Raw genomic sequence first — 24,015 nt, 5'->3', positions numbered from 1 at the left:
CCGGTCAGCGGTTTCGGGCATGGGTGGGTAGCGCGACGTCATGAACGTGTCCTTGGGGGTGCGGTGTCCGGCGTGCCGCGTGCGCGAGGCGTCTCGGAAGGGCGCGCCAGCCGGGGTGGACGATCGGAGGCGGGCCGGTGCGGCGCGAGTTGCCGCTCGCTCCGGGTGGCCGGGCCGTGAGCTAGGTGTGCCGGGGCAGGGGGTACCTCCGTGAGGTGTGGCAGGGGAGCAGCCAGCGGCGGTGTGCGCCGGGCGGTTCAAAAACAGTAGGCGCCAATCGGCGGTTGACCAAAAAGCCGGCGCGAGGTGTCGGAAACCGATACCTCGACAGGGCACTTCTTGGTCGTCGGCGGTTTCGCCTCTACAGTTTTTGGACTCCCCCTCGCCCTCCTCGGTCTGCGGCCCCGGGCGTCTGCATGCCCGCTTCCGGCCCGCGAGGACTCCTGAGCGAGGCGGCTATTTCCCTCCGCGTTTCCGCACCCGAATCGGGGTTCCTCCTTGCCTTTTTCCCTGCACCAGGGCGACGCTCTGGCCGTTCTCTCCGGCCTTCCGGACGGCTGCGTCGACTCCGTCATCACCGACCCGCCGTACAACAGCGGCGGTAGGACCGCGAAGGAGCGCACCACCCGCTCCGCGAAGCAGAAGTACAGCTCCGCCGACTCCAAGAACGACCTCGCCGACTTCACCGGCGAGAACATGGACCAGAGGTCCTACGCGTTCTGGCTGACGCAGATCATGACCGAAGCCCACCGTCTGACGAGGACCGGCGGGACGGCGCTGCTGTTCACCGACTGGCGCCAGCTCCCGACGACGACCGACGCGATCCAGGCGGCCGGATGGCTGTGGCGCGGTGTGCTGGCCTGGCACAAGCCGCAGGCCAGACCCCAGAAGGGCCGGTTCACCCAGAACTGCGAGTTCATCGTCTGGGCCAGCAAGGGGCCGATCGACGGCTCCCGCAACCCCGTCTATCTGCCCGGCATGTACTCGGCGTCCCAGCCCTCGGGCGCGAAGCGCCAGCACATCACGCAGAAGCCGGTCGAGGTGATGCGCGAGCTGGTCAAGATCAGTCCCGAGGGCGGCACGGTCCTCGACTTCTGCGCCGGCTCCGGCTCCACGGGCGTGGCAGCCCTGCTGGAAGGCCGGGACTTCATCGGCGTGGAGAAGACCGAGCACTACGCGTCGATCGCGGAACAGCGACTGTTGCAGACGATGCAACAAACTGGCAGCCGTGAGGACTTCGTTCTCGCAGGTCCGAGCGATGACTGACAGAGCATCAGGGCGACCCTCGATGATGCTGCCTCGGGGGTTGCCCCTACGATGCGTCGACCCCAACAATGTTGCACTGAATGCAACGGGAGGTCGAGGTGTCGAACTCGGACGACTTGGCGGGCTCCGCCCGTCTGGAGCTCGTTGAGGGCGTGACCCTGCTGGACCCGGAATCGGCGTTGTTCGAGGCGATGCTGTCGGGGTGGGCCCGTCAACAGCGGGCACGGTTCCTGCAGGAGTCCCAGACGATCGCTCCGCGGATAGCGCTGGTGCGCCGGTTCGCTGCGTTCTCTGGCCAGTACCCGTGGGACTGGCAGCCGTCCGAGGCCGAGGCGTTCATCAGCCATCTGCGTTCGACCGCGGATCGGCCCGTCGCAGTGTCAACCGCCCGGGGGTACGAGGTGGTGCTGCGATTGTTCTGCGAGTTTGTCACCGATCCCCGCTACAGCTGGTCGCGGGAGTGCCTGAGCCGGTTCGGCCGGGCACCTCAGCAGATTTTCCACGAGTGGAACAGCATCGCGCACGTCAGCGAGTACGAGGGTGACCCGCGGCGGCGTCCCCTGACCTACGACGAGGTGCAACTGTTGTTCGACGCCGCTGACGGTCGGGTGGAGAACATCCGCTGCCGGCGGCGCAAGGGGGCGCTGGCGGCGATGCGGGATGCCGCTCTGCTGAAGACGATCTATGCCTATGGTCTGCGACGTCAGGAGGCGTGCGGCTTGGACTTGGTCGACCTGCGGCACAATCCAAAGGCGGTGGCCTTCGGCCGGTTCGGCGCGGTGTTCATCCGCTACGGCAAGGCGTCGCGGGGTGGGCCGCCGAAGCGGCGCACGGTGCTGACCGTGCCGGAGATGGACTGGATCGTGCCGGCGCTGGAGCAGTGGGTGGACGAGGTCCGTCCGCTGTTCGCACCTGGGCGGCATCCGGCGCTGTGGATGACCGAGCGGCGCGGCCGGTTGTCGCGGCACTGTGCGAACGAGGCGTTCGCATACGCCCGTGCGGCGTCCGGGCTGCCGGCAGAGTTGGACCTGCACTGTCTGCGCCACTCGTACATCACCCACCTGGTCGAGTTCGGCTATCCGGAGCGGTTCGTACAGGACCAGGTCGGACATCAGCATGCGTCGACGACAGCGCTGTATACGGGGGTCTCGGACGAGTTCCGGACCAGGCTGCTGATGCGGGCCATGGAAGCACACGGCGACGAGTTGGGGATGACACCGCAGTGATCAAGAAGATGGGCTACCAGTGGCACCTGCGCAAGTTGATGGCGGATGCGGGGATGTTCCAGACCTCGGAACTGGGACCGCTACTGGCCGAGCGGGGAGTCCACCTTTCGCGCGAGCAGGTCTACCGGCTGGTCACGCAGCCTCCGCAGCGGTTGTCCATGGACACCCTGGCCGCGCTTTGCGACATCCTCGCCTGCACGCCCAACGATTTGATCGAGGTCACCGTAGTCGGCTCGGAGGTTCGCAAGAGCGCCGAATCCGGCGCGAGCGGCTCGCCACCGCCCGTCCGCCGCACCCGCATCCGTCGCCCGGAGGGACTGTGAGCCATGCCCGCCGTCTCGCTGGCGCAGACCCGGGCCCGGGTGGTCACCGCCCTGGTCGCGAGGGTGGCGGGGCTGGACGAAGAACGCGCGGCGGGTTTCCTGGCGCAGGCGAGGGCGCTGGAGGTCAGGCCCGTGAAGGAGCTGGAGGCTTTCCTGCGCAGCCCGAAGGCCGCCACCGAGGCGGTGGACGACTTCCCGCTGGCCTGGGTCCGCCTCGCGCGCGTGCTGCACGCCGCCGGATATCCGGTCGTGCTCCCCGTCTGCGCCGACTGCGGCGCGCCGACGGCCGATCTGCGGCCGGGCCCGAAGGGCCGGGCGTGCCTGCGGTGCGCGCCCAGGCGGCTACCCAAGACGTGCGCGCGATGCGGACGCACAGCATTGATCATGGCTCGCAGGGCAGAAGGAGGGATCTGTAACCGGTGCTATCGCCAGGACCCGGCCGTGCTCGCCTTGTGCGCCCGCTGCACGCGACTGCGCCCGCCGGCCGGCCGTGACGACCAGGGGCGTCCCGTCTGCGCCCGATGCTGGGGACGCCCACTGCGGACCTGTGCGGAGTGCGGCGCACTGGCGCCGACCAAGGCGAACGGGCCGGACGGACCGCTATGTCAACGGTGCTACCAGCGCACCCGTCAACCCCGCCGGATCTGTTCCAACTGCGGGGAGTTCACCCGGATCAGCCGCCGCGCCAGCAGTCCGGCCGATGGAGCCGGGGAGATCTGTTACCGCTGCTACCGGCGGCCCACCACCGACGCCGCGTGCGCGGTCTGCGGACGTCGGCGACCCTGCTACCGACGGCGCGACGGCACGCTGACCTGCTGGCCTTGCAGACCGCTGCCGCGGCGGACCTGCACTCGCTGCAAGCGTTCACGTCCCGTCGCAGCGAACTGGCCCATGGGCCCTGTCTGTCCACCCTGCTATCAGCGCATCCGCACCCGCCCCGAACCCTGCGCACAGTGCGGCACCCGCCGCCCTCTCACCGGCACCGCCCACCTCGCCGACGGGGCCGGAATCTGCGGGCCCTGCGCCGGAGCAGACCCCACCCCACCCTGCACCACTTGCGGAAACGAAGAAGGCACCTACACCGACGGCCAGTGCCTTCGCTGCGTGGTGCGGCACCGTGTTCGCGACCGCATCAATCGCCCCGATGGCACCCCACACCCCCAACTCACCCCGCTCCTCGACGTCTTGAGCGACGCCGCCCAGCCGGTCAGCACCTTGCACTGGCTGTCCGACAGCCCCTCAGCCCGCCTGCTGATCCACCTGGCCACCGCCCACCAGCCGATCAGCCACAACCTCCTGGACGAACTCCCATCCGGCCACGCAGAGCGCTACCTGCGCCACCTTCTGATCGCCACTGGCATCCTGCCGCCCCGCAACGATGACCTTGAACGCATCCCGGCCTGGCTCGACGGCCTGCTCGCCGACCGACCTCCGCACCACGGCCGCCTCGTCCGCCCGTTCACCACCTGGGTACTGCTGCGGCGAGCCCGCCGCCGAGCCGCTGACCGCCTTCACACAACTTCCGCGGCCCAGCGCATCCGCCGCCGGGTCCGCCAGACATTGCAGCTGCTCGACTGGCTCGACGCCCAGCATCTCGACCTCGCCACGCTGGACCAGGACCTACTCGACACCTGGCTCAGTGCCAGCCGGTCGCACTACGAGGTCAAGCAGTTCCTCGACTGGGCCGCCCAACACGGTCTCACCGGCCTCCACACCATCACCACCCCGACCAATGCGGCGGCTGGCCCGGTCCTCACCGAAGAAGACCGCTGGCGACAGCTCCGACGCTGCCTCACCGATGCCGCGCTGCCACTCGAAGTCCGTGTCGCCGGATCCCTCGTCCTCCTCTACGGCGTCTCCGGCGAACACCAGCGCCAAATGACCACCGACGAGATACACGGCTCAGCGCCTTACAAGACGTTCCTCCGCATCGGTCCCAGCAGTTTGTGGATCCCACCCCGCCTGGCCGAACTCCTCCATCAACTTGCCCAGATGCCCCGCCAGCGATCGGCCCTCACCTGCCACCTGGCCGACCAGCCCTCGTGGCTGTTCCCTGGCGTGCTGCCCGGGCATCCCCTCAGCCGCAAAGCGTTCAACGATCAACTCGTACGCCAGGGCATCCAGACCAGACCCGCTCGGACAGCGGCCCTGATCGCCCTCGCTGCCGAACTGCCGGCCCCCGTTCTGGCCGACCTCCTCGGCGTCCACATCCACACTGCCCTGAAGTGGGCCCACCACGCGCAACGCGACTGGAGCAGCTATCTCGTCGCCCGCGCCGCGGATATCAACAAGGACGAAACCATGGCTCCCGAGAACGCTCGCCGGAAAGTACACCAGACAGATCGGGGAGAAGGCCCAGCGTCCATCGATCCCTGAATACTCCTGAAAGGAGAGGTGCGGGACTAGAGCCGCAAAGAGCGTTTAGCGTAAACGGTTTTGCCGCCTGCGCGCCTAACATACATGCGCACAGGGCCCGGGTCTTCCTCAGGAAATGTAGCCCGAGTGGTCTCAACTACGCGAACCGCGCTGCTGAGTGGCATGGCCCAGGTGGCTTGCCTGTGCGGCTCCAGGAAATACGGCATCGGAGTCTCGGTGATGGCATCTCGGACGGGCGTAAAACTGATTCCTTTCGAGAGCTCAGCTCCATAGCTGAGCAACTCAACTCCGAGACGCCCAGTGTTCACTACCTCGATGGCAAGAACTGGCTCGTCGAAACCCTGATTGCGGAGAGAGAGGAGTTGCTGTTCCAGGTTCTGCACGTTCTCAACGGGCATGGTCGCCATCCCGCCACGCCCAACCGCGCCGATCTTCATCTGGATCTTGATTCGGGGGCCGTTGAGAAGGAACAGCGCGAGCTGCCAGGTCAGGTTGGCGACGCCGACGCAGAGGGCAATGATGCTGAGAACGAGGCTGATCACGAAGCGAACCTACCGCGACGCCGTTCTCCTGTCTCTGTCCCTGAAGGGTCGACTGTCAGAGCATGGTTCGGCTCCTTTGTCTCGCTCCGGCGCCGAGTGGCAGGCATGCCGTCGCCCCCGGACAGGCCACACCCCGAACATCACCAGAGAGCAAAAGGGACTATCGATCCATGACCGCAAAATTCGAGCACGAAGACGAAGCCCTACGACTTTTGTGCAGTGAGCTAACGGCGCGGGGCCTCCAGGCAACGATCACGGCTCATCCCGACCGGGATCCTCGCCATCCGCTCAGCGTCGATGCGTTGATCAGAGTGGACGGCGACGAGTGGGCTGTGGACCACTGCCTTCTCTCTCGTTCCCAGATTCTTCCCGCTGCGATGAGGGCCGCAGAGTCGGCGCTCCAAGCGGAACTTGATCAGATCGCCGTGGCTAGCGGCCAGATGATTGTTGCCAGCTACCTACCTCAGGCTGGCGCGGTGGGAGAACGGTGGGGCGAGGACTACTACAAGCAAATCATCGAGTTGGGCAAGCGAGCAGTTGCAACAGGAGGATTGGTCTCCGGCGATGACGGGTTCGCCACCGTCCAAGCCATCCCCAGTGAAACGCCCGGCGCTGTACTCACCCCTTTCACTGACACCACAGGGAACCCTCTGGTATCGGCCCAAGTTACGGCAGGTCTCCGTGAGCCACTGCTCAAAAAGCTGGACGGGCAACTAAAGAAAGCCCGGGAGGCGGGCTACCGAACTGCTCTCCTCCTGGATCAAGTCCCCCGACCAGGTGCCCAAAGCCACACCGTGTGGATGGCATCACCGACCGTGGTGGCCGGCGTGGCTGCCTCGATCCTCCGAGAACACCGTGAGAAGAACGCACGCGTCCTTGATCAAGTTTGGCTCCGCCCGGGGTTGCCAGCGAGCCCCCTTGTCGCGCCAGCAGTGCACCTGCTGATCGCGTAGTGAGACACGAGAGCCCGACCCGGGCCGTCTGCCGACGAGGAATAGTTACGTCTCGAAAAACCTCACTGTGCCAGTTGCCGACCGGCTCACCCAGACGATCCGCGCAACCCTCACGCAGGACGACGTGGTTCTCACCGCCTGAGCCTCGCCCTGGCCCGTCACCGAGTCGACCACCTCCCGCGCGCAGCCGTCGGGGCCATACCGCCGGAGCACCGTGCAATCCGCCGACGGCGCCGCGCGAGGCCCGCATTTCCCTCATTCCGCGTCTCGTAGGAGGCCGAACTTCTCAATGCCCGAATCCGTAAAACCGTCCGGCGACGGAGAGTTGGAGCCGATTCGTATTCCGGATCCGCAGCTGGAGGGAATCGAGGCGAGCGTACGGCGGCTCATGGAGCAGTCGGCGCAACAGGCTCAGCAGCTCGACCATCTCGCCTCCGCCCCGTCGCCGGGCGGATCACCGTTCGCCGCGTTCGGCATGCCGGGACTCGGTGGCCCGCCGGCCGCCGTTCCTCCGGAGCCCCGCCCGATCCTGGAACTGGACGGCGAGGAACGCGAGGACGAAATCGACGCCCTGTCCGACTGGGTCGACGATTTCTTCCTCCCGGTCTATGGGGCAGAGGTCACCACCGCGGCGCCCTGGTGCCTGCAGTGGCAGGAGCACGACGACGTCGTGGCCTGGCTCCATGCCTTGTGGCTCGCCTACCAGCAGCACAAGGACCCCGAATCCGGGCTCTCCGGCCTGTTCGTGTGGCACCGGGACTTCCTCACCCACGCTGTCGCGGCGATCCGGGCACCGGGCGGACCGCTGTCGGCATGCATGACCTCTCCCGACCGGCCAGCACACCGTCTCCTGCCCGGCCCGCCGCCGTCCGTACGCACGGAGACGGCGGCCACGGCGGAAGCCGCTGACCAGGACGAGCCGACGTCATGACCGCGGGACAGGGACAGCCCGCCTTCGGACTGAGCTTCGATCCGCGCGCGCTGACCGATCTCCTCCAGGCCCCCAGCGACATCCGCGACCTCACTCTCGCCTACCTGCAGGAAGTCGTGAACGCGCAGCGCTTCGGACTGCGCCTCGACGGTGACCTGCAGGGATTTCGGAAGCTGTACGTGGACTCACGCAAGGACTGGCGTGTTGTCTACGCCGTCCGCCCGGCGCCCGCGGAGTCCGCCCATCCCAAGGAGATCCACGTCGTCGCGATCCGGCCGCGCGCGGGCAACGACGTCTACGACGAGGTCGGCCGCCGCCTGGGCATGACCCGCCGGCCGCTGAGCGCCCGCACCCATGCGGCTCGCTCCCGTTCCCCGCAGCTGGCCACCCGCGCGCCCGTGCCCCCGCCCGGTCCGCCGCCCACCGCGACGCCAGGTCTGCCCCGTCCCGCACCGAACCCCGCGCCCCATCCAACCCGCTGAACACACGGAGCGTCGCCTATGCCCCCTGAACCGGCGCCGACACCCACCCGGCGTGCGGTCTCCCCGCTCGACCATCGCCTCGAAGCCGCCACCGGGCACGACATCGACACCCTGTGGGCCTACCGCGACCGCGGCGTCCTCGACGAGCAGCACGCCCTGCTGGTCGACCGGCACCGGGAGCTGGCCAAGACCCAGACCGGCGTCATCTTCTACCTGCGCCTCCTCAACCGCCTGTCCAGCGGCGAGTTCGACGTCGACGGCGCCCTGTTCACGCGCATCGACCGCACCGTGGACCAGCTGGCAGAGGCTGCCGACGCCCGGGACGCCGCCGCCCGGGCGATGCTCGCCGCCCTGGAACCCATCGAAGCCGCAGCAGCGTCCACCGCGCCCGACGCGCAGCAGCTCTCGACGGACGACCAGGCAGCGCTGCTCGCCATCGCGGGCGGCGCCAAGCTCTACGAACACCTGCTGACCGGCCGGATGTCCGTCACAGCCGCCTCCGGCACCCGGATCTCCCACGCCAAGCTACGGCGGCTGGAAGACGCTGGCCTGGTTGCCCGGGACACCGGCCACCCCGTACACGCCGGCCAGCCCGTCGCGCTCACCGACGCCGGACGAGCCGCACTGTTCGCCGCCCGCCGGACCCCCACGACGCAGGCGTCGAAGGTCCCAGCTCGCCCCGGCACATCGCCGTCAACTCCGGCGCAACGGCGCTGAACTCCACCGAAAGGCCCCTTGTTGTCTCCCACCGAACCGGAGCCGGTCCGGAAGCCCATGCCCCAGGTCGACTTCGATCTGGACGACCTCGACGCCGACGAGGAGAAGTACCTCGACTTCTACCGCAACGTCGGTGTCCACGAGGACATGCTCGTTCCCCTCGCCGAACACCACGACGGGCCGCACAGCTACTACGTCCTGTTCGACCGAGTCGGGGGACACCCCGGCATGCACCGGGTGCTCGCCGTGCATCTGCAACGGGACTACGAGAAGCGGACGTTCAGCTTCGAGCAGGCTCCGCTGCCGCTGTCCGCGATGGCGCAGTCCTGGCTCATCCACCGCGGCTGCCCGACCGATGCCATCGGCCTCGATCCCGAACTGGGCCCGCCACCGGCGGACGAGGCCACGCGAGCGCTGGAGCGACGCCTCGCCGGCGACGGCGACCACTACGCCATGGGCTACTCCTACACCAGCGACGACCCGGACGACATGGTCGTCGTCGTGGCCCTGTGTGCCCTGGACGAGCGTGCCCCGGCGCCGTTTCGCGTCGTGGTCGAAGAGGTCGACGCCGAGACGTGGACGCACACCCTGCGCGAGGGCGGCTTCGACACGGTGGGCGAGGCCTTGCAATGGTGCGACGACCGGCTCACCGGCGAGACCGGCCCTCTCCCGCCGGTCCGCCCTGCAGCTGCCGCCAGCCGCCCGTCCGGTGTGGCGAAGGCCCCTGCCGCGCGCCCGCCCGGCCGTTGGCGCTGAGCGCTCAGCCCGAGGCGGGCGGCGCAACATAGCCGACGATCGCCGGTTAGCCAAACCGGCGATTCTCCGGACTCTTATACAGCCGCCGGGACAACCCTGCGGCACCTCTCCCCGTAATCCCTATTCCCTCACGGAGGCTTCTTCTGCATGCGCTCCACCCGAATTGCCATATCCGTGGCGATGCTCGGCGCACTCGCATTGCCGATGCTGTCTGCCACTACCGCCGGCGCGACCCCGCTCCCGGCTGCGGCCTTCATCACCAACTGCCACAACCTCCCGCCGCTGCCGTACGCGTTCCACACGAAGGCCGTGACCATCCGGTCCAAGGCCACCACGAAGTCCACCGCGGTCGGCGTGCTCTACAAGAACCACAAGTTCACCGTCTCCAAGAGGAGCGGGAACTGGCTCTACATCAAGGACAAGACGACCGGCATCAAGGGCTGGGTCTCCGGCATGTACGTCTACCGCGACGTCCGTATGTGCCTGGACTGACCGGACTTCAGCACGGTCCCGGCAAGCGACTGATCGCCGAGTACGGGGCCCCTCACATTCCCTGCGCATCGGCCTTTCCAGAACAGGAGATCCCCTTTTGTCCGACGGCATATCCAAGGATTCTGCGGATATCGTGGGCGTGCTCACCGAACGGATCGAAGCGCGTTTCGGCATGGGCATGGACCAGTTGAAGGCCGCGGTCGCCGCCGCGCCGACCACGAATCCTGACGCCACCGACGTCGTCAAGTGGCACGGCCTTCTCGTCCAGGCCCAGTTGGTGCTGGAGCGCGCGGAGGACGACCTCCTCGCCGCACTGGACACTCAGCCCAGCGAAGTCGACGACCCGACGATGGGCCTCGCCCACCGGGTGAACGCAGCCGTCACCGCCCGCGACGGCCGGGCCCTGGTCGTGCGATGGCTCCTCGACCCGGACGCCCCGGGGAAGAAGGACCTTGCCGCAGAGCGCCACGCCCGCCTTCGGCCCCGCTCCGGGCCGGCGGTGCAGACCAGCGTCCCCAACCGGCCCGCGGGTACAGCCGCACCGGCCATGGCGTGGCGATCGGCAAGGACCGCCCGTTGAGCCGGGACAAGGCCAGCACCATGGACACCGACCTGCAGACGGTTTTCGGTAAGCCGGTTCCCGAGCTGTACGAGGCGGCTGCCGGCCACGATGCCTCGCCCGCGCTCGCCCGGGCCCTGGAACTGCGGTCCTTCCTGGCGCTCACCGAGGAGCAGGTCGCCCGCGTACGCGACCGCGTACGCGCCGACATGGATCCGGACCGCGACATGGGCGAACTGTCGACGGACAAGCTCCGCTTCGACACGCAGTGGCTGGATGCGGCACTGGAGGCCCGCAACGGCTACCGCGCCGCCCTCGGTGAGCTGCTGCGCACCATGCCCCCGCCCGCCCAGCAGGCACGGCCCGTCCGCACGGCTCAGCTCAGGGCCACCGCAATCCTGCCCCCGTCTGCCGCCCCGGCACCCCATCGTGCCGGGGCGGCCCGGGCCCGCCGACCGTGAAAGCCCCCGATTGCCCCACCTCACGTCCGCCGAGATAGCCGGACGGATCGAGGACCTGTACGGCGCACCGCTCGCCGACCTCGCAGCCCACGCCCAGGACCAGCCGCCCGGCATGCTCTCCGCCCTGATCGGCATGCACGACGACCTCGCCCTCGCCGAGCGCAGCATCGACGTCCACCGCGACCACCTCGCCCGGCTCATCCACCCCGAGCGGCAGATCGGCCCACACGAGGTCTCCCACCTCCTCGACGGGACCCGCCGGCTCGCCGAAGCCGTCGCCGTCCGCGACGTCCAGGCCAAATCGGTCGCCGCCGTCCTGCAGAGCCTGGCACGCGTCCCGGCCCCGACGCCGACCCCGCCGGCTCCCTCACCGCCTGCTCCGGCTCCGCCTCTTGCGGCCCCGAGTCCGGCGCACAGCCGCTGACCCGCAGGCGATCCCCCCTTTCATTCACCCAGGAGTTCCTCCCTTGGCCATCACCGCACTGCCCCCTGACACCGACGCCGACATCGCCAGGGTCACCGAGGCCCTCGCCATGATCACCCCGCGCTGGAACGTGAGGATCCTCCTGGCCCTCTCCGGCCCGCCGCTGCGCTACAGCGAGCTGGCGGCCAAGGTGCCCTGGCTGCAGAACGGCCAGCTCCACCTCAAGCTCAATTCGCTGTGCGACGCCGGACTCGTCGAACGCACCGAACACACCACACGGCATGTGACCTACGGCCACACCGAACGTGGCGTTGCCCTGCTGCCGGTCCTGCCGATGATCGTCACCTGGGCCGAGGAACACCTGGAGAAGGCGGACCTCCCGCTGCCCGCGATCGAGCAGATCGAGGACAGCCTCACCCTGCTCACCCGGCGCCATGCCGCCGCCATCTTGTGGGTGCTGAAGTCCCGTGAGGAAGTCAGCGGCCGGGCTCTGGCCCGGATCGTGATGCCCAGCAGCGACTGGACCAATATCTATCCGCCTCTGCGGCAGCTCGTCTTCGACGGCCTGGTCGACACCGACGGCATGGGCCAGCCCTACCGGCTGTCAGCGGCCGGCGATGGCCTGGGCCCCGTGCTCGGCACCCTGTCCGCATGGTCCGCCGGGCAGCCCCTCGACCAGGCGGCCCAGCATCCGGTCTGGGGGCACCCGCAGGCGAAGCCCGCGCCGAGGGCGTGGATCAGCAGCCAGTCCCGGCCGGCCTCCACGGCGCTCCCGCCCACTCGGACACCACAGTCCCCTCCCGCCTGGCACAACGGGGATCTCTTCTCGCATGCCACGACCGCCCGCCCCAAGGCAGCCCTCCCGGCGGGAGGCCCGCGCCGATGAGCACCCCCTTTGCCTCTGCCGAAGCGCAGCGCGCTGTCGAACTGCTCGCCTCGCGACCTCTGGTCCGCCTGGTCGCCGAGATCGACGACAACGGCGCCATATCGCCGCGACGGCTGGCCGGCACCCTGCCCGACCTCTCCAGGCACCAACTGCGCAGCGCATCCGACACGGCCCGAGGCCACGGTCTCATCCGGATCGCGCCCGGCACCGGTCTGGAACTGACCGAGGCGGGCATGGAGTTGGCCGACCTGTACGACGCGATGGCCCGCTGGGCCCGGCGTCACGCCGTTCCGGCCCCCGTCTGCGAGTTCAGCAGCCGCATCCGCTGCGTCCTTGACCTGTTGGCACCGTCGCTCACCACCGAGCGCGCCGACGAAGCGGAGGCGGGCCTGGCCCGTTTGCGCACGCTCCTGATCCAGTGGCTGGCCGACAACCCCCAGGCGGCCAGGGTGTCCGAACATGAGCCGATCGCGTGAGCGAAGCGGTCACACCCCGGCACGCACGCCACACCGGCGGGCTGATGCGCAGTATCTACCTGCCGCGCACGGCGGACGCGCTGGCGTTCGCGATGTCCACCTACGGCATCCCGCTGCTCGTCCTGGCCACGACGCGCTCCGCCACGCTGACGGGCGCAGCCTTCGCACTGGAGTGGATCCCGCGGCTGGCAGCGTTCGCATGGGCCGGATCGGTTGTCGACCGGCGCGGTGCTGTGGTGGTCTTCCACCTGGCCTCCCTGGGCCGGGCGCTGGTCCTCGCCACCGGCGCGGTCCTTCTGTACCTCCACCCGTCCGGCACGATGGCGAGCGCGACCGTGATGGCGCTGGCGGCGACGACCGGCGTGCTCACCGAGTTCAGCTATATCGCGGCCGAGACCGCGGGCGCCGCCGCCGGACGCCGAGCAGGACGGCGGGCCCACCGTGTCCAGGCCGTCCTGCTCGGCATCGACCAGACGGCGACCCTGGCCGGTCCGGCGCTCGCCGGAGTGCTCCTGCTTGCCGGTCCGCCGTCGATGCTCGCGGTGATCACCGTGCTCTCGTTGCTTGGCGCGCTGCTCGCCCTGCGCACCCCGCCCTCGCCCGTGGTACCGGCCCGTGCGCCGAAGCGGCGCTCTGGCGCCGGACTGCTCACCGGGTGGCGCATCATCCGCTCGCTGCCCGCGCTCGGCTGGCTCGTGACCGGGCTGACCCTGTCCAACCTGGCCACCGGCCTTCTGCAAGCGGCCGGTCCCGTGATCGTCGTCCAGCACTTCGGGCGGTCCACCACCGCAGTCGGCCTCGTCTGGTCCGCCGCTGCCGCAGCGACGCTCCTGAGCGTCACGCTCTGCCGGTTCGCGCTCGACCGCCTCGGCCTGTGGCCGGTTGGCGCCACCTGCGCCGCCCTCGCCTCGCTCACCTGCCTCGCCGCCGCCCAGGCCCCCGACTACCGCTCCTACCTCGTCCTGGTCGCCCTCCTCATGGCAGCAGATGGCGGCCTAGCAGTCGTCCTGCGCACCCTGCGCTCCCGCCTGATCCCTCCGGAGAAGTTCGGCAGCACCCTGTCGGCGACGATCCTCATCCTCCTGCTGCCCTTTCCCGTCGCCGGTGTGCTCACCGCACTCACCCCGCCCGACGCGCTGGGCCATGTGATCACCGTCTGCGCCGCGCTGCAGGCCCTCGGTCTGCTCTGCGCCTTCGCTCGCCTGCGTACCGATCCCGCCCTGCGCACCTGAACCCGCTGCGCCCCCAGCCTGTGGAGAACTTCATGTCCGTTGCCGCCCTCGGATCGCACCGCGCGACCGGTCGCACCATCACCGAGCAGCTCCACGCCTTCGACGCCCACAACCCGCACGTCTACCGGGCCCTGGAACGCATGGCCGCCCGCCGCCTGGCCGCCGGCGCCACCCGCGTCAGCTTGAAGGACCTGTTCGAGGACCTGCGCCGCCAGCTCCCGCACGGAGTCGCCGGGCTGGACAAGAACTACACCGCCCTCTACGCCCGCCGCCTGATTAGCGAACACCCACACTGGGCTGCGGCGTTCGAGCTGCGCCGCCGCCGTGCCGCCTGAGACACCCCTCTCTTCCCTCGTCCCGCCGTCCACCGATACGGAGAACCCCTTCTTGTCCGTTCGTCCCCTCGTCCTCGTCGTTTCTCCCGGCGACGAGACCTATCGGGGCTACTGCCTGGAGCAGGTGGCCGCCGCGTACGACGTCGTCCTGCTCACCGGCACCGAGCCGTCGTGGGAAAAGCCCTTCGTCGTCGACCACACCGTGGTCGATCTGAGCGACCCCGCAGCACTGCTCGCCGGCGGCCGGGCGCTGGCCGAGCGCCACGACCTTGCAGGCGTGGTCACCTGGGACGAGTGGCACCTCGTCCCCACCGCCCGTCTCGCCCGCGCGCTCGGTCTGTCCTCGACGTCCGTCGAGGTGATGCGGGCCTGCCGCAACAAGGCCACCGCACGCACCCTGTTCGCCCGCCACGGCGTGCCCTCGGCCGCCTCGATGAGGGCGCGGACCCTGCTGGAGGCCGGCCTGGCGACGATGACCCTCGGCCTGCCGGCAGTCATCAAGCCCGCCGCGTTCGCGGGCAGCATCGGCGTAATCCGCGTCGACCAGCCCGAAGAACTGCCCGCCGCGTTCGCGTTCGCCTCGGCCGGCGCGAGCCGCAGCCGCGAGGACACCGGGGTCCTGGTCGAGGAGTACCTCGACGGGCCGGAAGTCTCGGTCGAATGCGTCACCCACCGCGGCGTAAGCACGGCGGTCGCTGTGACCCGCAAGCGCCTGGGCCCCGCCCCGTATTTCGACGAGACCGGGCACACCGTCGACGCCGCCGACCCGCTCCTGTCCCAGGTCGCCCCGGCCGCCGCTGCTGCGGTCAAGGCCCTGGGGATCACCGACGGCGTGCAGCACGTCGAGCTGCGCCTGGTGGACGGCCGTCCGCGGCTGATCGAGGTCAACGCGCGCATCGGCGGCGACATGATCGGCCACCTCGTCCGTCTCGCCACTGGCATCGACCTGCCCCGGGCCGCCGCCGACCTCGCCTGCGGCCGGGCACCGGACCTCACCCCGACCCGCAGCGGAGCCGCAGGCATCCGCATGCTCTACCCGGACACCTCCGGCACCCTCACCGCCCGGCACATCAACCAACCCTTCGCCGCCCACACTCCCTGGCTGCGGCAGGTGCAGTGGATCCGCGAGATCGGCGACCAACTCGTCCTGCCGCCCGACGGCGACCTGTTCACCGCCCGGGCCGGGTTCTACGTCGTCACCGGCCGTACCACCGCCGAGGTCACCGAACGCCTCGACACCGCCGCCGACGAGATCACCGTCACCACGAGGGCAGACCGATGAACCCACAGCCCGATCCGCACCACGAGATCGACGGCGACGTCTACGTCTGGCCGCGCCACCTCGCCTCCACCACCGGAACCGGCGACTCAGCCCTCGCCCCGCTCATCGACCTCGGCTGGGACCTGCGGTACGACGAGGACTCCAACGTGTACGTGAGCGCGCCCGACCGGCGCGTACGCCTGGGCTATCTGCCCGAAGGCGAGGACGACGGACTCTGGCGGATCAACGCCTACAAGGACTCCTTCGGACCGCCCGCGTGGGGCGTCTGCTTCAACGACCGTGTCCCCACCGAGTTCGTGACCGCGTTTACCACCGTCCTGGCCACGGCGTACGAGCAGGGACCGGACGCCTACCTCGCCCGGCCGGTCTCCGGCAACGACGAGCACGATCCCTTCCTCGCAGTCGTGCCGCTTCTGAAGGAATGCTGGGAGATCGACCGCCCTCGCTGGGGCGTCTTCGCCATCCAGGCCCCGGACGGGCACGCCGGCCTGGAGTTCACCACCGGCGACCTCGATCCGGAAGCCGAACTGACCACGCGCGACGCACGCTGGCAGCTGTGGGCTGGCGACTCCATCGACCGGCCCGCCTGGTACGCCACGGCCAGCACCGACACCCCCGTCGCCCTGCTCACCGCCGTCACCCAGAGCATCGCCGACCCGGATCCACTGCCCCGGTGGCGCGACGACACCTTCAGCTACATCAAGGGCATGGCCCAGCTCACCCCGATCCTTCCGCCCGGACCACCAGCTCCCACCCCGCTCGACGTGCGGCGGGCCGTCGCCTCCCGCCGCCCGGCCGCGCTCCCCACGGCCAGCGTCCCGCGCTGGAGCACCACCAGCCGACCAGCCCTGCCCGGTCCCCGCCGATAAATCCGGCCCGCGCCCCACCGGAGACCCCTCTTGTCCCTGCAGGCCCCGGAGTTCTTCGCCGAGCTGTGCCTCCCCTTCCACGACCACACCGTCGTGGGCAACACCTACTTCGCCGCCCCCGTCCCCGGTCTGCCGCTACGGCTGAGGATCGACTTCACCGCCACCATCCACGCGGACACCTACGGCGGCCTGCGCCTGGCACTCGTCCACCCGCACCGCGGCGAGATCGACGCAGTCGCCCTCAGCTTTCTCGACCATGGCACCTTCCACCGCCGCGATGAAGCGACCAACACCCGGCCCAACACCAAGCAGCACGGCACCTTCGGCACCTACCACCGCCCGGGACGGCCACCGTGGGAGGGAGCCGTCACCACCGGGTTGCGCGACGCCATCGAGCAGTACACCGCCGTCTGGTTCCCCGGCGCCTGGACCGCGTCCGCGCCCAGCCGCACCACAGGCCGGACCGCGCACACGGCGCCCGCTGCGCCGGTCACCCGCAGCGGCACCCGTGCCCGCTGATCGGCAACCCACATCGTCAGCCCCGGCGTTCCGCCTACTTCCCGCAGGAGCCCTGCCTGTGATCACCCACCCCTTGGAGAACCTCGACCCGGCCCAGCGCGTGCAGGTCCTTCCCCGCCACCTTGCCGGGCCCGGCGCCGTCGACCCGCGCGCCGCATGGGCCTTCCCCTATGACGAGGGCTGGCCGTTCGCCCAGACCGGCGACGGCACGGCCGCCGCCTTCAGCCCGTGCCTGCGACTGCAGACCACCTACGAACCCAAGCCCGACAAGCCCGGCAAGGGCACGTGGACCATCAGCGCGCACCAGGCCCCGTTCACCCCGCCGGACTTCACCCCGCCGGCCTGGTGGATCACTTTCGACGCCACCACCCCCGTTGAGCTGCTCCACGATGTCCACACCGAGCTGCTCGACCTCTACCTTGAAGACCGGCACAGTGACCAGGACCGGCTATTCCAGGACGAGACGGCGCCGCACGAGGCGTACGCGCCGCTGCTCACCCGCGGCTGGAGCCACGCCGTCAAGATTGACGGCACACAGACCTTCCTCACCCCGGACGGACTCGGCGCCATACGCCACCGTTACGACATCAGCGGCTCCAGCGGACCGGCCTGGCGGGCCTGGGGCGGACTCCCCAGCGAGCCGTACTGGAGGGCGCACTTCTCGTTCGGCACGCCCACCACGCTCGTCGCGGCCTTCACCGCCTCGCTCATCTCCACCGAACCACTCCAGCGCACCGTCCAGGACGTCCCCGTCCACACCCGCCGCGCCCTCTACGTCGCCACCCCGACAGGCAAGCAACAGCATGGCAGCACACCCGTCCCCCCGACACCTCCCGCCCCGGTCTCTGGCCGCACCCGATGACCTTCCCCGTCCCCTGCCCCAAGGAGTCCTCTTCCTCGTGCACGCACGTTGCGTCCGATCCGCTGCTGCCGTCGCCGTCGTGGCGGCCAGCACCCTGACCTGGGCGCCAGTCGCCAGCGCCGAGCCCTCCGAACCGCCCCCCTCGGCCTCCGCCGCTCCCGCCGAGACCCCCGCCGCCGACGCGGGCAGCGTCGAGATCACCACGAAGGACACGGCCGGAGACTCCCTGCCCGGCGCGCCGTTCCTGCTGCTCGACTCCACCGGCCAGGAAGCCGGACGCGGACAGAGCGACGCCAAGGGGAAACTGACCTTCCCCGACCTTGCACCGGGCGTCTACCGGCTCAAGCAGACGGCCTCTGGCAGCCCGCTCCACGAGGTCGTCGCCGACCAGGACGTCATCGTCACCCCCAGCACCGCCACCCCGCTGACGATCACCGATCCGTTCAAGGCCGCCAAGGTCCTCCTGCGGGCCAAGGACGACAAGACCGGCAAGCTCCTGCCCGGCGCGACCGTGAACATCGGCACCGGCACGTCGACGCTGCTCACCCTGACCACGGGCGCCAAGGGCACGGTCTCCGGAGAACTGCCCGTGTCGAGCCGCAGGACGCAGTTCTGGGTCAAGGAGATCAAGGCCCCCGCCGGCTACGACCTCTACAAGCCGACGAAGACGTTCACGGCGGGACCCGGCGCCCCGGTGACCGTGACCGTCACCAACGCCATGACAACCACCGACCCGAAGCCTGACTCCTCAGACAAGTCGACGCACAAGCCCACCGACTCCCCGTCCAGTCCGGGCAAGCCGAGCAGCGGTACCGGAGGGGCCGCGCCCTCCGCCTCGGGCAGCGACACACTGGTGGGCTCGACACCGGTCGGGGACTCCACGTCGAAGGCGCCGACGGGTTCCCTCGCCCACACCGGAGCCGACGCCACACGGTGGCTGATCGGCGGTGCGGCCGTGCTGGTCGCAGCAGGCGGAGGCGTTCTTCTCCTGGCACGCCGCAGCCGCACGGACAGTCCCACCGGCGACTCCACCGAGAGCTGACCGGTCCTCCACCCTTTGCACGACTCCGAGCCCTTGGATTCCACAGTCACTGGTGCGGTCGTTGAGCCTGTCGTGAGCGGTGCTGGGGGTGGGTATCCGTCGGACCTGACGGATGAGCAGTGGGCGCTGGTCGAGCCGTTGCTGCCGCTGCCGAGGGTGGGTCCGAAGGGCGGGCGGCGGGAGAAGCATTCACGGCGACGGATCGTCGACGCGATCTTCTATGTCGTTCGGACTGGTTGCGCGTGGCGGCAGCTGCCGAAGGATTTCGCTCCTTGGCCGACGGTCTACTGGTACTTCACGTGGTGGCATGACGACGGCACTGTTGTGCGCATCCATGATGCGCTGCGTGGCAGGGTATGCGAAGCCGACGGTCGCAACGCCGAGCCTAGTGCGGGGTTGACCGACTCCCAGTCCGTCCGAACCGCCGACACAGTCCCGGTTCATCACCGACACCCTCGGCCTGCTCCTGGCCGTGCACGTGGTCGCGGCCAGTGTCCAGGACCGCGATGGCGCTCGCCGCCCGTTGCTGTGGACCCGCCTGGACTATCCCAGGGTCCAGAAGATCTGGGCCGGCCAGGGCTTCGCCGGCCGTCTGGTCGACTGGACCGCCCGGATCCTCGGCCGGGAACTGGAAATCGTCCGCAAAGAACCTGGTCAGCGCGGATTTCAGGTTCAGTCCAAGCGGTGGGCGGTCGAGCGCACACTCTCGTGGCTCACCGCCAATCGGCGTCTCGCCCGCGACTACGAAGCCAGCCCAGCCCATTCGGAGACGATGATCCGCTGGGCGATGATCGGCATCATGGCCCGTCGCCTGACTCGGGTTGGGCCGGTATCTCGACCAGGTCCTCGGCCGTTGTCCCGCGCCTCCGCCTGACGTGACCAGTCGAGACCTCTGACGCCCATCTCAGTCCAGTTCGTCCGCGACGAGTACGGTCAGCATCGCGTCCAGGGCGCTGTCGCTGAGTTCTGGGACGGCCCAGCCCTTGCTACGCGCGTGCTCGACGAACCCGGGATCGAGTGCCACGTGGTGATGGCCGCCAGCACGGTCAGAACCACCGTGATGGCCGCTCCGACGGCCATGTCGTTGATGATGGCGACGTTCACCGCGACCGCGGAGGTGCCGACACCGGCGATGACCGTGCTGATGGGCAGGACCGCTACCCAGACCGCCCGGAAGACGAACAGAAGGTCGATGAAGGCGAGGGCGATGCCCATGGCGTCGGCAGCCGTGTTTGGCTTCGGGCTGACCGTGAACGCCCGTCCGTTCAGCGCGATGTCCAACGTCGGCGACTCCGGCCCGGTGGGGCCAGCTGCTCCACGTGCTTGACCTGCGTGTCACTGACATCCTGGTCGAAGGTGACGGTCGCGTAGGCGGTCGTTCCGTCATGGCTGATCTGCCGTGCTCCGGCGGCCGCATAGGGGTCGGTCACGGCCGCGACGCCTGGAGAGGCCTCGATCCGCTTCACGGCGTCCGTCATCTTGGCTTCGGTGGCGGAGTCGGTGACCTTGCCGCCCTTCACCTGCCAGACGATGCGGCCGCTCTTGCCCGCCGCACTGTTGGCGGCCTTCTGCAGCAGGGCGGTCGCCTTGGCCGAGCCGGTGTTCTGCGAGGTCGGGCTGTTGCCGAAGTTGGCGCCGGCAGCGCCGACCGCACCGCCGAGGGCGAGCAACAGCCCCACCCACGCCAGGACGACGACGAGCCGGTGCCTGTGGCACCAGCTGGCAAGAGAGGACATCGACGGGCCTTTTGAGGGGCACATGGTGTGGGTGAGCCGGCGGTCCCAGCCCTTTTCCACCCTCACAGTCGCCGGGGGTTCCTGCCGTTGGCCGTTCGCGGACACTGGTGTCTACTGCGCCCGCAGTAGACACCAGCCGATCTGTCTGCCGCGGGCCGTGACGGAGCACCGTGGGTGGCGATCCCCGCCAACGCGTCCCACGGTGTCCGCCCCCTTGAAGCGGCGGTTCGACGTGGCCGAGCTGACCCCGGCCTCACGAGTCAGCTCGAGCGGGGGCTGCCCGGCGAACCAGCGGAGCCGGTCGGCGGGCAGCCCCTGACTGCGGGTGGGGCACCAGCATGTCCGTGCAGGCCGTGGGTGGGCGCAGGGTGGCCGCCCCCCAGCGCGCGCCGAGCGCGTGAGGGGCTGTGGGGACTGCTGGAGGACGGATTGTGGCGTCAGGCCAGCCCGAGTTGCCGCATGAAGGTCAGCTGGTCGTAGATGATGAATTCCTCGTCCATCACGCCACGTCTGTTCCAGATGCCGACGGTGACCATGTTGACGGCGTATTTCTTGCCGGTGGGCGGGATGAAGCCGCCATTGCCGTCGGGCATGGGATTGGTGAACGTACCGGTGGTGACTCCGGTCACGGCGGTGAAGTTGCCCTTGGCCACTCGGACGGGGTGCAGCGCGGTACGGGCGTCGGGTGCGAAGATGAAGTTGAACTTCATGTCCTCGATGTGCCTGGCCAGGCCGTCGGTGTAGTGGCCGTCGGGCCAGTGCGCACGGACGTTGTCCGAGTGGCTTTCGCGGACCCGGTCCCACTGCTGGCCGGAGTAGACGACGAAGTCCAGTTCGTCAAAGGTCTCCAGATTGCGCCGCTCCTGGGGGGTCAGGTGCTTGGGGTAGCCCAGGGACCCGCCGGTCTCGGCCGGGTTGCCCAGCAGTGCGGGCATGACCGACGCGAACGCCGGGTCGCTGCCGCTTTCCACCGCGGTGATGGCAAGGGCGCCCGCGGCGACGGCGCCGCTGCCGCGGAGCACAGCACGGCGATTGATCATGACATTCCTCCTCGGATATATCCGTCTCGAATCCTTCGATGCTTTCGACCGCACCAAACAGAAGCAAGACGTTCGAACTTGAACTACCCGAGACGCTAGCTCGTAGTTCCAATCTGAACAAGTCCTGATAGTCTGTGCCTGTGAATAAATCCAAGTCGTTGACCCGGAGCCAGGAGCAGGCGTGGCTCACGCTGGTCACCGCCAGCACGCTGCTCAACCGAGTGCTCGACCAGCAGTTGCGTACCGATGCCGGGGTGTCCCACGTGCAGTACGGCATCCTGGCTCGCCTCACCGGTGCCCCCGACGGGTCGATGCGGATGCTGGCGCTCGCCGAAGCGCTGGCGGTCACCAAGAGCGGCCTGACCTACCAGATCGTGCAACTGGAGAAGGACGGCCTGGTCATCCGCGGAGCCTGCACCACGGACGACCGCGGGGTGATCGCCACCATCACTCCACTCGGCAGGGAGTTGATGCGCCGCGCAGCACCCGGTCACGTCAGTCTGGTCCGCGAACTGGTGATCGACGCCCTCACCCCGGAGCAACTGCAGCTCCTGTCCGAAGGCTTCGCCGAGGTCCAGCGCCGGATCATCGAGCACACGATGTAGCTTGCGCCCACCGGTTGCCCCTGCAATGGCTGCGAGCTGTGGGCCGGCGCCCTCGGCGTGGTCGAAATCGGTCAGCAGAACCGCGGCCGCGTTGTTCACCAGGATGTCGGCGCCAACGACGGCGCCTCCGCGGTGCTGCTGGGCAGCGAGAAGGCCGCGGCCACGATCGGGGCCGACCCGATCGCCCGCATTGCAGGCCGCGGCGTGAAGGCGCTGGAGCCGCAGGCCTTCGGCTACGCACCCGTCGAGGCCGCCAACCGTGCGCTGGCCCGGGCCGGGATCGGCTGGGACCAGGTGGGCGCGGTCGAGCTCAACGAGGCCTTCGCCGTGCAGTCCCTCGCCTGCCTCCACCGGGACCCGGCCACCAGCTCCCTCGTGGCCCGCCTACGTTGCCCCCTTCGCAGAGACACCTACCGAGCACATCGTGCTGGGCCTAGACCACGACGCCGTCCGCGGTGGACTCACGCTCCTCACGGACCGGTTCGGCATTCCCGTATCTCCAAGTCGGACCCGGCCTGCTGAAGGAGCGGCCCGACCGGTCCGGTCAGTCGGTGGTACTGGTCACCGAGGTCCTGGTGACGCCCCGCTGACCCCGCAGCAGATGCACGCGGTGATGCGCAACCTCACCGGCACGCCGTAACCGCCGCCGCGGGAGCGAGCAGGCCGTCGGACCGACGGACGCCCTGCTCACAGCCCCCGGGCCCGGTCAACCGGCATCACAACGAGCTGCTCGTCCGACACCGCACTCGACGGTGCCTGAACCATCTGCTCGGCCGGCTCGTTCTCCACGGCGGTCACACGGCCGACGCCGACGGCCGCCAGATCTGCTCGGAGGCTGTCGTGGATCGGAGACGACTTGTGCGCGGATGCCGCGGAGATCGGATGGGGCACCGACGACGGTGACGATCTCGGAGTCGGGGGTCCTGGCACCGCGCGAAGCCGGCGGCCACGCTCTCCACCGAGCGCTGCTCGTCGAAGGGCGGACGCTCGGTCACGGGAACCGCAGCCCGGGTCACGCCAGCTTCGAGCCTTCATCGAGCCGGTGCCAGGACCTGGAGTGGTAGACGAGTGGAGCCGCCACGGGCTCGGCGGCCCCTTCGGGCACGGCCGCCGCCACCGCGTGGACGACGAAGATCGAGGCCTCTCCCGCCTCGATACGGGAGACCACCTTCCCTCGTACCCACACAGGGGCTGCCGTGAAGACCGGTTCGCCCGTGGCCAACCGCGTCCAGGCACTCGTATCGGCGAAGCGGTCGACCCCGCTGGTGGCCCCGAGCTGCGCGAGCCAGAGCTGGTCGCTGCCCACCATGTGGACGACGACGCTGTCGGCCCGCCGCAGGACCGAGCTGCTGGAGGCCCCCGAGGAGACGGAGAAGACGATCAGCGGCGGTTCGGCGCTGATCGACGCCAGTGAACTGACTGTGATCGCGACCGGCCGCGCACCCAGGTCGGCGGTCACGACGGCGACGCCGGAGGGGTGCATCCGGAACGCCGACCTGAAAGTCTCGGCCGGCAGTGACTCCGTCCGTTCCGCTGCGGTCAGGTGGATCGGGGGATGAGCGGGCGAGGGCATGGCGAATGTCGTCATGGCGGAAGTTCCTTTCGACGTGTCGAGTCGCGCCG

General features: G+C 69.4%; 29 protein-coding genes and 2 pseudogenes. 26 read left to right on the top strand and 5 right to left on the bottom strand.

What is annotated here, in order from left to right:
• Nucleotides 1-498: 498 nt before the first annotated feature.
• The 4 genes from ABT137_RS33330 (at nt 499) to ABT137_RS33315 (ending at nt 5,191) form a co-directional block, all read left to right on the top strand.
• On the top strand, nt 499-1,266 hold the full coding sequence (locus ABT137_RS33330; protein WP_351714842.1) for a DNA-methyltransferase: 768 nt from the start codon (nt 499-501) through the stop codon (nt 1,264-1,266).
• Between the two features lie 80 nt (nt 1,267-1,346).
• The gene (locus ABT137_RS33325) at nt 1,347-2,492 is read left to right on the top strand and encodes a tyrosine-type recombinase/integrase (RefSeq protein WP_351714841.1); all 1,146 of its coding nucleotides are present in this window, start codon (nt 1,347-1,349) and stop codon (nt 2,490-2,492) included.
• On the top strand, nt 2,489-2,815 hold the full coding sequence (locus ABT137_RS33320; protein ID WP_351714840.1) for a helix-turn-helix domain-containing protein: 327 nt from the start codon (nt 2,489-2,491) through the stop codon (nt 2,813-2,815). The genes ABT137_RS33325 and ABT137_RS33320 overlap by 4 nt, the downstream gene beginning before the upstream one ends.
• A 1,185-nt stretch (nt 2,816-4,000) precedes the next feature.
• Nucleotides 4,001-5,191: a hypothetical protein gene (locus ABT137_RS33315; RefSeq protein ID WP_351714839.1), complete on the top strand. Its 1,191-nt coding sequence runs from the start codon at nt 4,001-4,003 to the stop codon at nt 5,189-5,191.
• A 26-nt stretch (nt 5,192-5,217) separates the two neighbouring features.
• Here ABT137_RS33315 and ABT137_RS33310 read toward each other — a convergent pair whose 3' ends face one another.
• The gene (locus ABT137_RS33310) at nt 5,218-5,733 is read right to left on the bottom strand and encodes a hypothetical protein (protein ID WP_351714838.1); all 516 of its coding nucleotides are present in this window, start codon (nt 5,731-5,733) and stop codon (nt 5,218-5,220) included.
• 170 nt (nt 5,734-5,903) lie between these two features.
• On the opposite strand from ABT137_RS33310, the gene ABT137_RS33305 reads away from it, so the two are divergent.
• The 20 genes and pseudogenes from ABT137_RS33305 to ABT137_RS33210 all read left to right on the top strand — a co-directional run bounded on the left by ABT137_RS33305 (nt 5,904) and on the right by ABT137_RS33210 (nt 19,885).
• Nucleotides 5,904-6,686, top strand: coding sequence for a hypothetical protein (locus ABT137_RS33305; RefSeq protein WP_351714837.1), 783 nt, complete (start codon nt 5,904-5,906; stop codon nt 6,684-6,686).
• 388 nt (nt 6,687-7,074) lie between these two features.
• Nucleotides 7,075-7,617 carry a DUF4913 domain-containing protein gene (locus ABT137_RS33300; protein ID WP_351714945.1) on the top strand — a complete coding sequence of 181 codons (543 nt, stop codon included), beginning with the start codon at nt 7,075-7,077 and terminating at the stop codon, nt 7,615-7,617.
• On the top strand, nt 7,614-8,099 hold the full coding sequence (locus tag ABT137_RS33295; protein WP_351714836.1) for a hypothetical protein: 486 nt from the start codon (nt 7,614-7,616) through the stop codon (nt 8,097-8,099). Before ABT137_RS33300 ends, ABT137_RS33295 begins: the two co-directional genes overlap by 4 nt.
• Nucleotides 8,100-8,117: 18 nt before the next feature.
• On the top strand, nt 8,118-8,816 hold the full coding sequence (locus tag ABT137_RS33290) for a hypothetical protein (protein ID WP_351714835.1): 699 nt from the start codon (nt 8,118-8,120) through the stop codon (nt 8,814-8,816).
• Between the two features lie 57 nt (nt 8,817-8,873).
• Nucleotides 8,874-9,572, top strand: a complete 699-nt coding sequence (locus ABT137_RS33285; RefSeq protein ID WP_351714833.1) for a hypothetical protein — start codon at nt 8,874-8,876, stop codon at nt 9,570-9,572.
• Nucleotides 9,573-9,719: 147 nt separating this feature from the next.
• Nucleotides 9,720-10,064 (top strand): SH3 domain-containing protein, encoded by a 345-nt coding sequence (locus tag ABT137_RS33280; RefSeq protein ID WP_351714832.1) that lies wholly within the window; start codon nt 9,720-9,722, stop codon nt 10,062-10,064.
• A 97-nt stretch (nt 10,065-10,161) separates the two neighbouring features.
• Entirely contained in the window at nt 10,162-10,644 is a 483-nt protein-coding gene (locus tag ABT137_RS33275; RefSeq protein WP_351714831.1) for a hypothetical protein, read from the top strand.
• The gene (locus ABT137_RS33270; protein WP_351714830.1) at nt 10,641-11,084 is read left to right on the top strand and encodes a hypothetical protein; all 444 of its coding nucleotides are present in this window, start codon (nt 10,641-10,643) and stop codon (nt 11,082-11,084) included. Before ABT137_RS33275 ends, ABT137_RS33270 begins: the two co-directional genes overlap by 4 nt.
• A 10-nt stretch (nt 11,085-11,094) precedes the next feature.
• Nucleotides 11,095-11,508 carry a hypothetical protein gene (locus ABT137_RS33265; protein ID WP_351714829.1) on the top strand — a complete coding sequence of 138 codons (414 nt, stop codon included), beginning with the start codon at nt 11,095-11,097 and terminating at the stop codon, nt 11,506-11,508.
• A gap of 43 nt (nt 11,509-11,551) precedes the next feature.
• Nucleotides 11,552-12,394 carry a winged helix-turn-helix transcriptional regulator gene (locus tag ABT137_RS33260; protein ID WP_351714828.1) on the top strand — a complete coding sequence of 281 codons (843 nt, stop codon included), beginning with the start codon at nt 11,552-11,554 and terminating at the stop codon, nt 12,392-12,394.
• Entirely contained in the window at nt 12,391-12,870 is a 480-nt protein-coding gene (locus ABT137_RS33255; RefSeq protein WP_351714827.1) for a regulator, read from the top strand. Before ABT137_RS33260 ends, ABT137_RS33255 begins: the two co-directional genes overlap by 4 nt.
• On the top strand, nt 12,867-14,102 hold the full coding sequence (locus ABT137_RS33250) for an MFS transporter (RefSeq protein WP_351714826.1): 1,236 nt from the start codon (nt 12,867-12,869) through the stop codon (nt 14,100-14,102). The genes ABT137_RS33255 and ABT137_RS33250 overlap by 4 nt, the downstream gene beginning before the upstream one ends.
• A 32-nt stretch (nt 14,103-14,134) precedes the next feature.
• Entirely contained in the window at nt 14,135-14,437 is a 303-nt protein-coding gene (locus ABT137_RS33245) for a hypothetical protein (RefSeq protein WP_351714825.1), read from the top strand.
• Between the two features lie 52 nt (nt 14,438-14,489).
• Nucleotides 14,490-15,719: an ATP-grasp domain-containing protein gene (locus ABT137_RS33240; RefSeq protein WP_351714824.1), complete on the top strand. Its 1,230-nt coding sequence runs from the start codon at nt 14,490-14,492 to the stop codon at nt 15,717-15,719.
• A complete protein-coding gene (locus tag ABT137_RS33235) occupies nt 15,716-16,588 on the top strand; it encodes an SPDY domain-containing protein (protein WP_351714823.1) in 873 nt (290 codons plus the stop codon). The genes ABT137_RS33240 and ABT137_RS33235 overlap by 4 nt, the downstream gene beginning before the upstream one ends.
• A gap of 30 nt (nt 16,589-16,618) precedes the next feature.
• Complete coding sequence (locus tag ABT137_RS33230; RefSeq protein ID WP_351714822.1) at nt 16,619-17,107, top strand: hypothetical protein; 489 nt, start codon at nt 16,619-16,621, stop codon at nt 17,105-17,107.
• Nucleotides 17,108-17,165: 58 nt separating this feature from the next.
• Complete coding sequence (locus ABT137_RS33225) at nt 17,166-17,969, top strand: SPDY domain-containing protein (RefSeq protein WP_351714821.1); 804 nt, start codon at nt 17,166-17,168, stop codon at nt 17,967-17,969.
• A 37-nt stretch (nt 17,970-18,006) separates the two neighbouring features.
• On the top strand, nt 18,007-19,011 hold the full coding sequence (locus tag ABT137_RS33220; protein WP_351714820.1) for a SpaA isopeptide-forming pilin-related protein: 1,005 nt from the start codon (nt 18,007-18,009) through the stop codon (nt 19,009-19,011).
• 72 nt (nt 19,012-19,083) lie between these two features.
• Nucleotides 19,084-19,287, top strand: a pseudogene (locus ABT137_RS33215) (transposase); the annotation flags it as partial.
• 196 nt (nt 19,288-19,483) lie between these two features.
• Nucleotides 19,484-19,885 carry a transposase gene (locus ABT137_RS33210; protein WP_351714819.1) on the top strand — a complete coding sequence of 134 codons (402 nt, stop codon included), beginning with the start codon at nt 19,484-19,486 and terminating at the stop codon, nt 19,883-19,885.
• A 59-nt stretch (nt 19,886-19,944) separates the two neighbouring features.
• On the opposite strand, the gene ABT137_RS33205 is transcribed toward ABT137_RS33210, so the two are convergent.
• The 3 genes from ABT137_RS33205 to ABT137_RS33195 form a co-directional block, all read right to left on the bottom strand.
• A complete protein-coding gene (locus ABT137_RS33205; protein ID WP_351714818.1) occupies nt 19,945-20,292 on the bottom strand; it encodes a hypothetical protein in 348 nt (115 codons plus the stop codon).
• Nucleotides 20,277-20,747 carry an MMPL family transporter gene (locus ABT137_RS33200; RefSeq protein WP_351714817.1) on the bottom strand — a complete coding sequence of 157 codons (471 nt, stop codon included), beginning with the start codon at nt 20,745-20,747 and terminating at the stop codon, nt 20,277-20,279. The genes ABT137_RS33205 and ABT137_RS33200 overlap by 16 nt, the downstream gene beginning before the upstream one ends.
• Before the next feature lie 437 nt (nt 20,748-21,184).
• A complete protein-coding gene (locus ABT137_RS33195) occupies nt 21,185-21,787 on the bottom strand; it encodes an ester cyclase (protein ID WP_351714816.1) in 603 nt (200 codons plus the stop codon).
• 140 nt (nt 21,788-21,927) lie between these two features.
• Here ABT137_RS33195 and ABT137_RS33190 point away from each other — a divergent pair, with 140 nt between their 5' ends.
• On the top strand, nt 21,928-22,392 hold the full coding sequence (locus ABT137_RS33190; protein WP_351714815.1) for a MarR family winged helix-turn-helix transcriptional regulator: 465 nt from the start codon (nt 21,928-21,930) through the stop codon (nt 22,390-22,392).
• 114 nt (nt 22,393-22,506) lie between these two features.
• Nucleotides 22,507-22,740: pseudogene (locus ABT137_RS33185) on the top strand (3-oxoadipyl-CoA thiolase); the annotation flags it as partial.
• Between the two features lie 664 nt (nt 22,741-23,404).
• Here ABT137_RS33185 and ABT137_RS33180 read toward each other — a convergent pair.
• The gene (locus ABT137_RS33180; RefSeq protein ID WP_351714814.1) at nt 23,405-23,980 is read right to left on the bottom strand and encodes a flavin reductase family protein; all 576 of its coding nucleotides are present in this window, start codon (nt 23,978-23,980) and stop codon (nt 23,405-23,407) included.
• Nucleotides 23,981-24,015 lie beyond the last annotated feature (35 nt).

It is taken from the genome of Streptomyces sp. NPDC001980 (genome assembly GCF_040296885.1).
GTDB lineage: Bacteria > Actinomycetota > Actinomycetes > Streptomycetales > Streptomycetaceae > Streptomyces.
The sequence above is the reverse complement of the archived record's forward strand: the minus strand, read 5'-3'. Positions and strand labels throughout refer to the sequence as shown.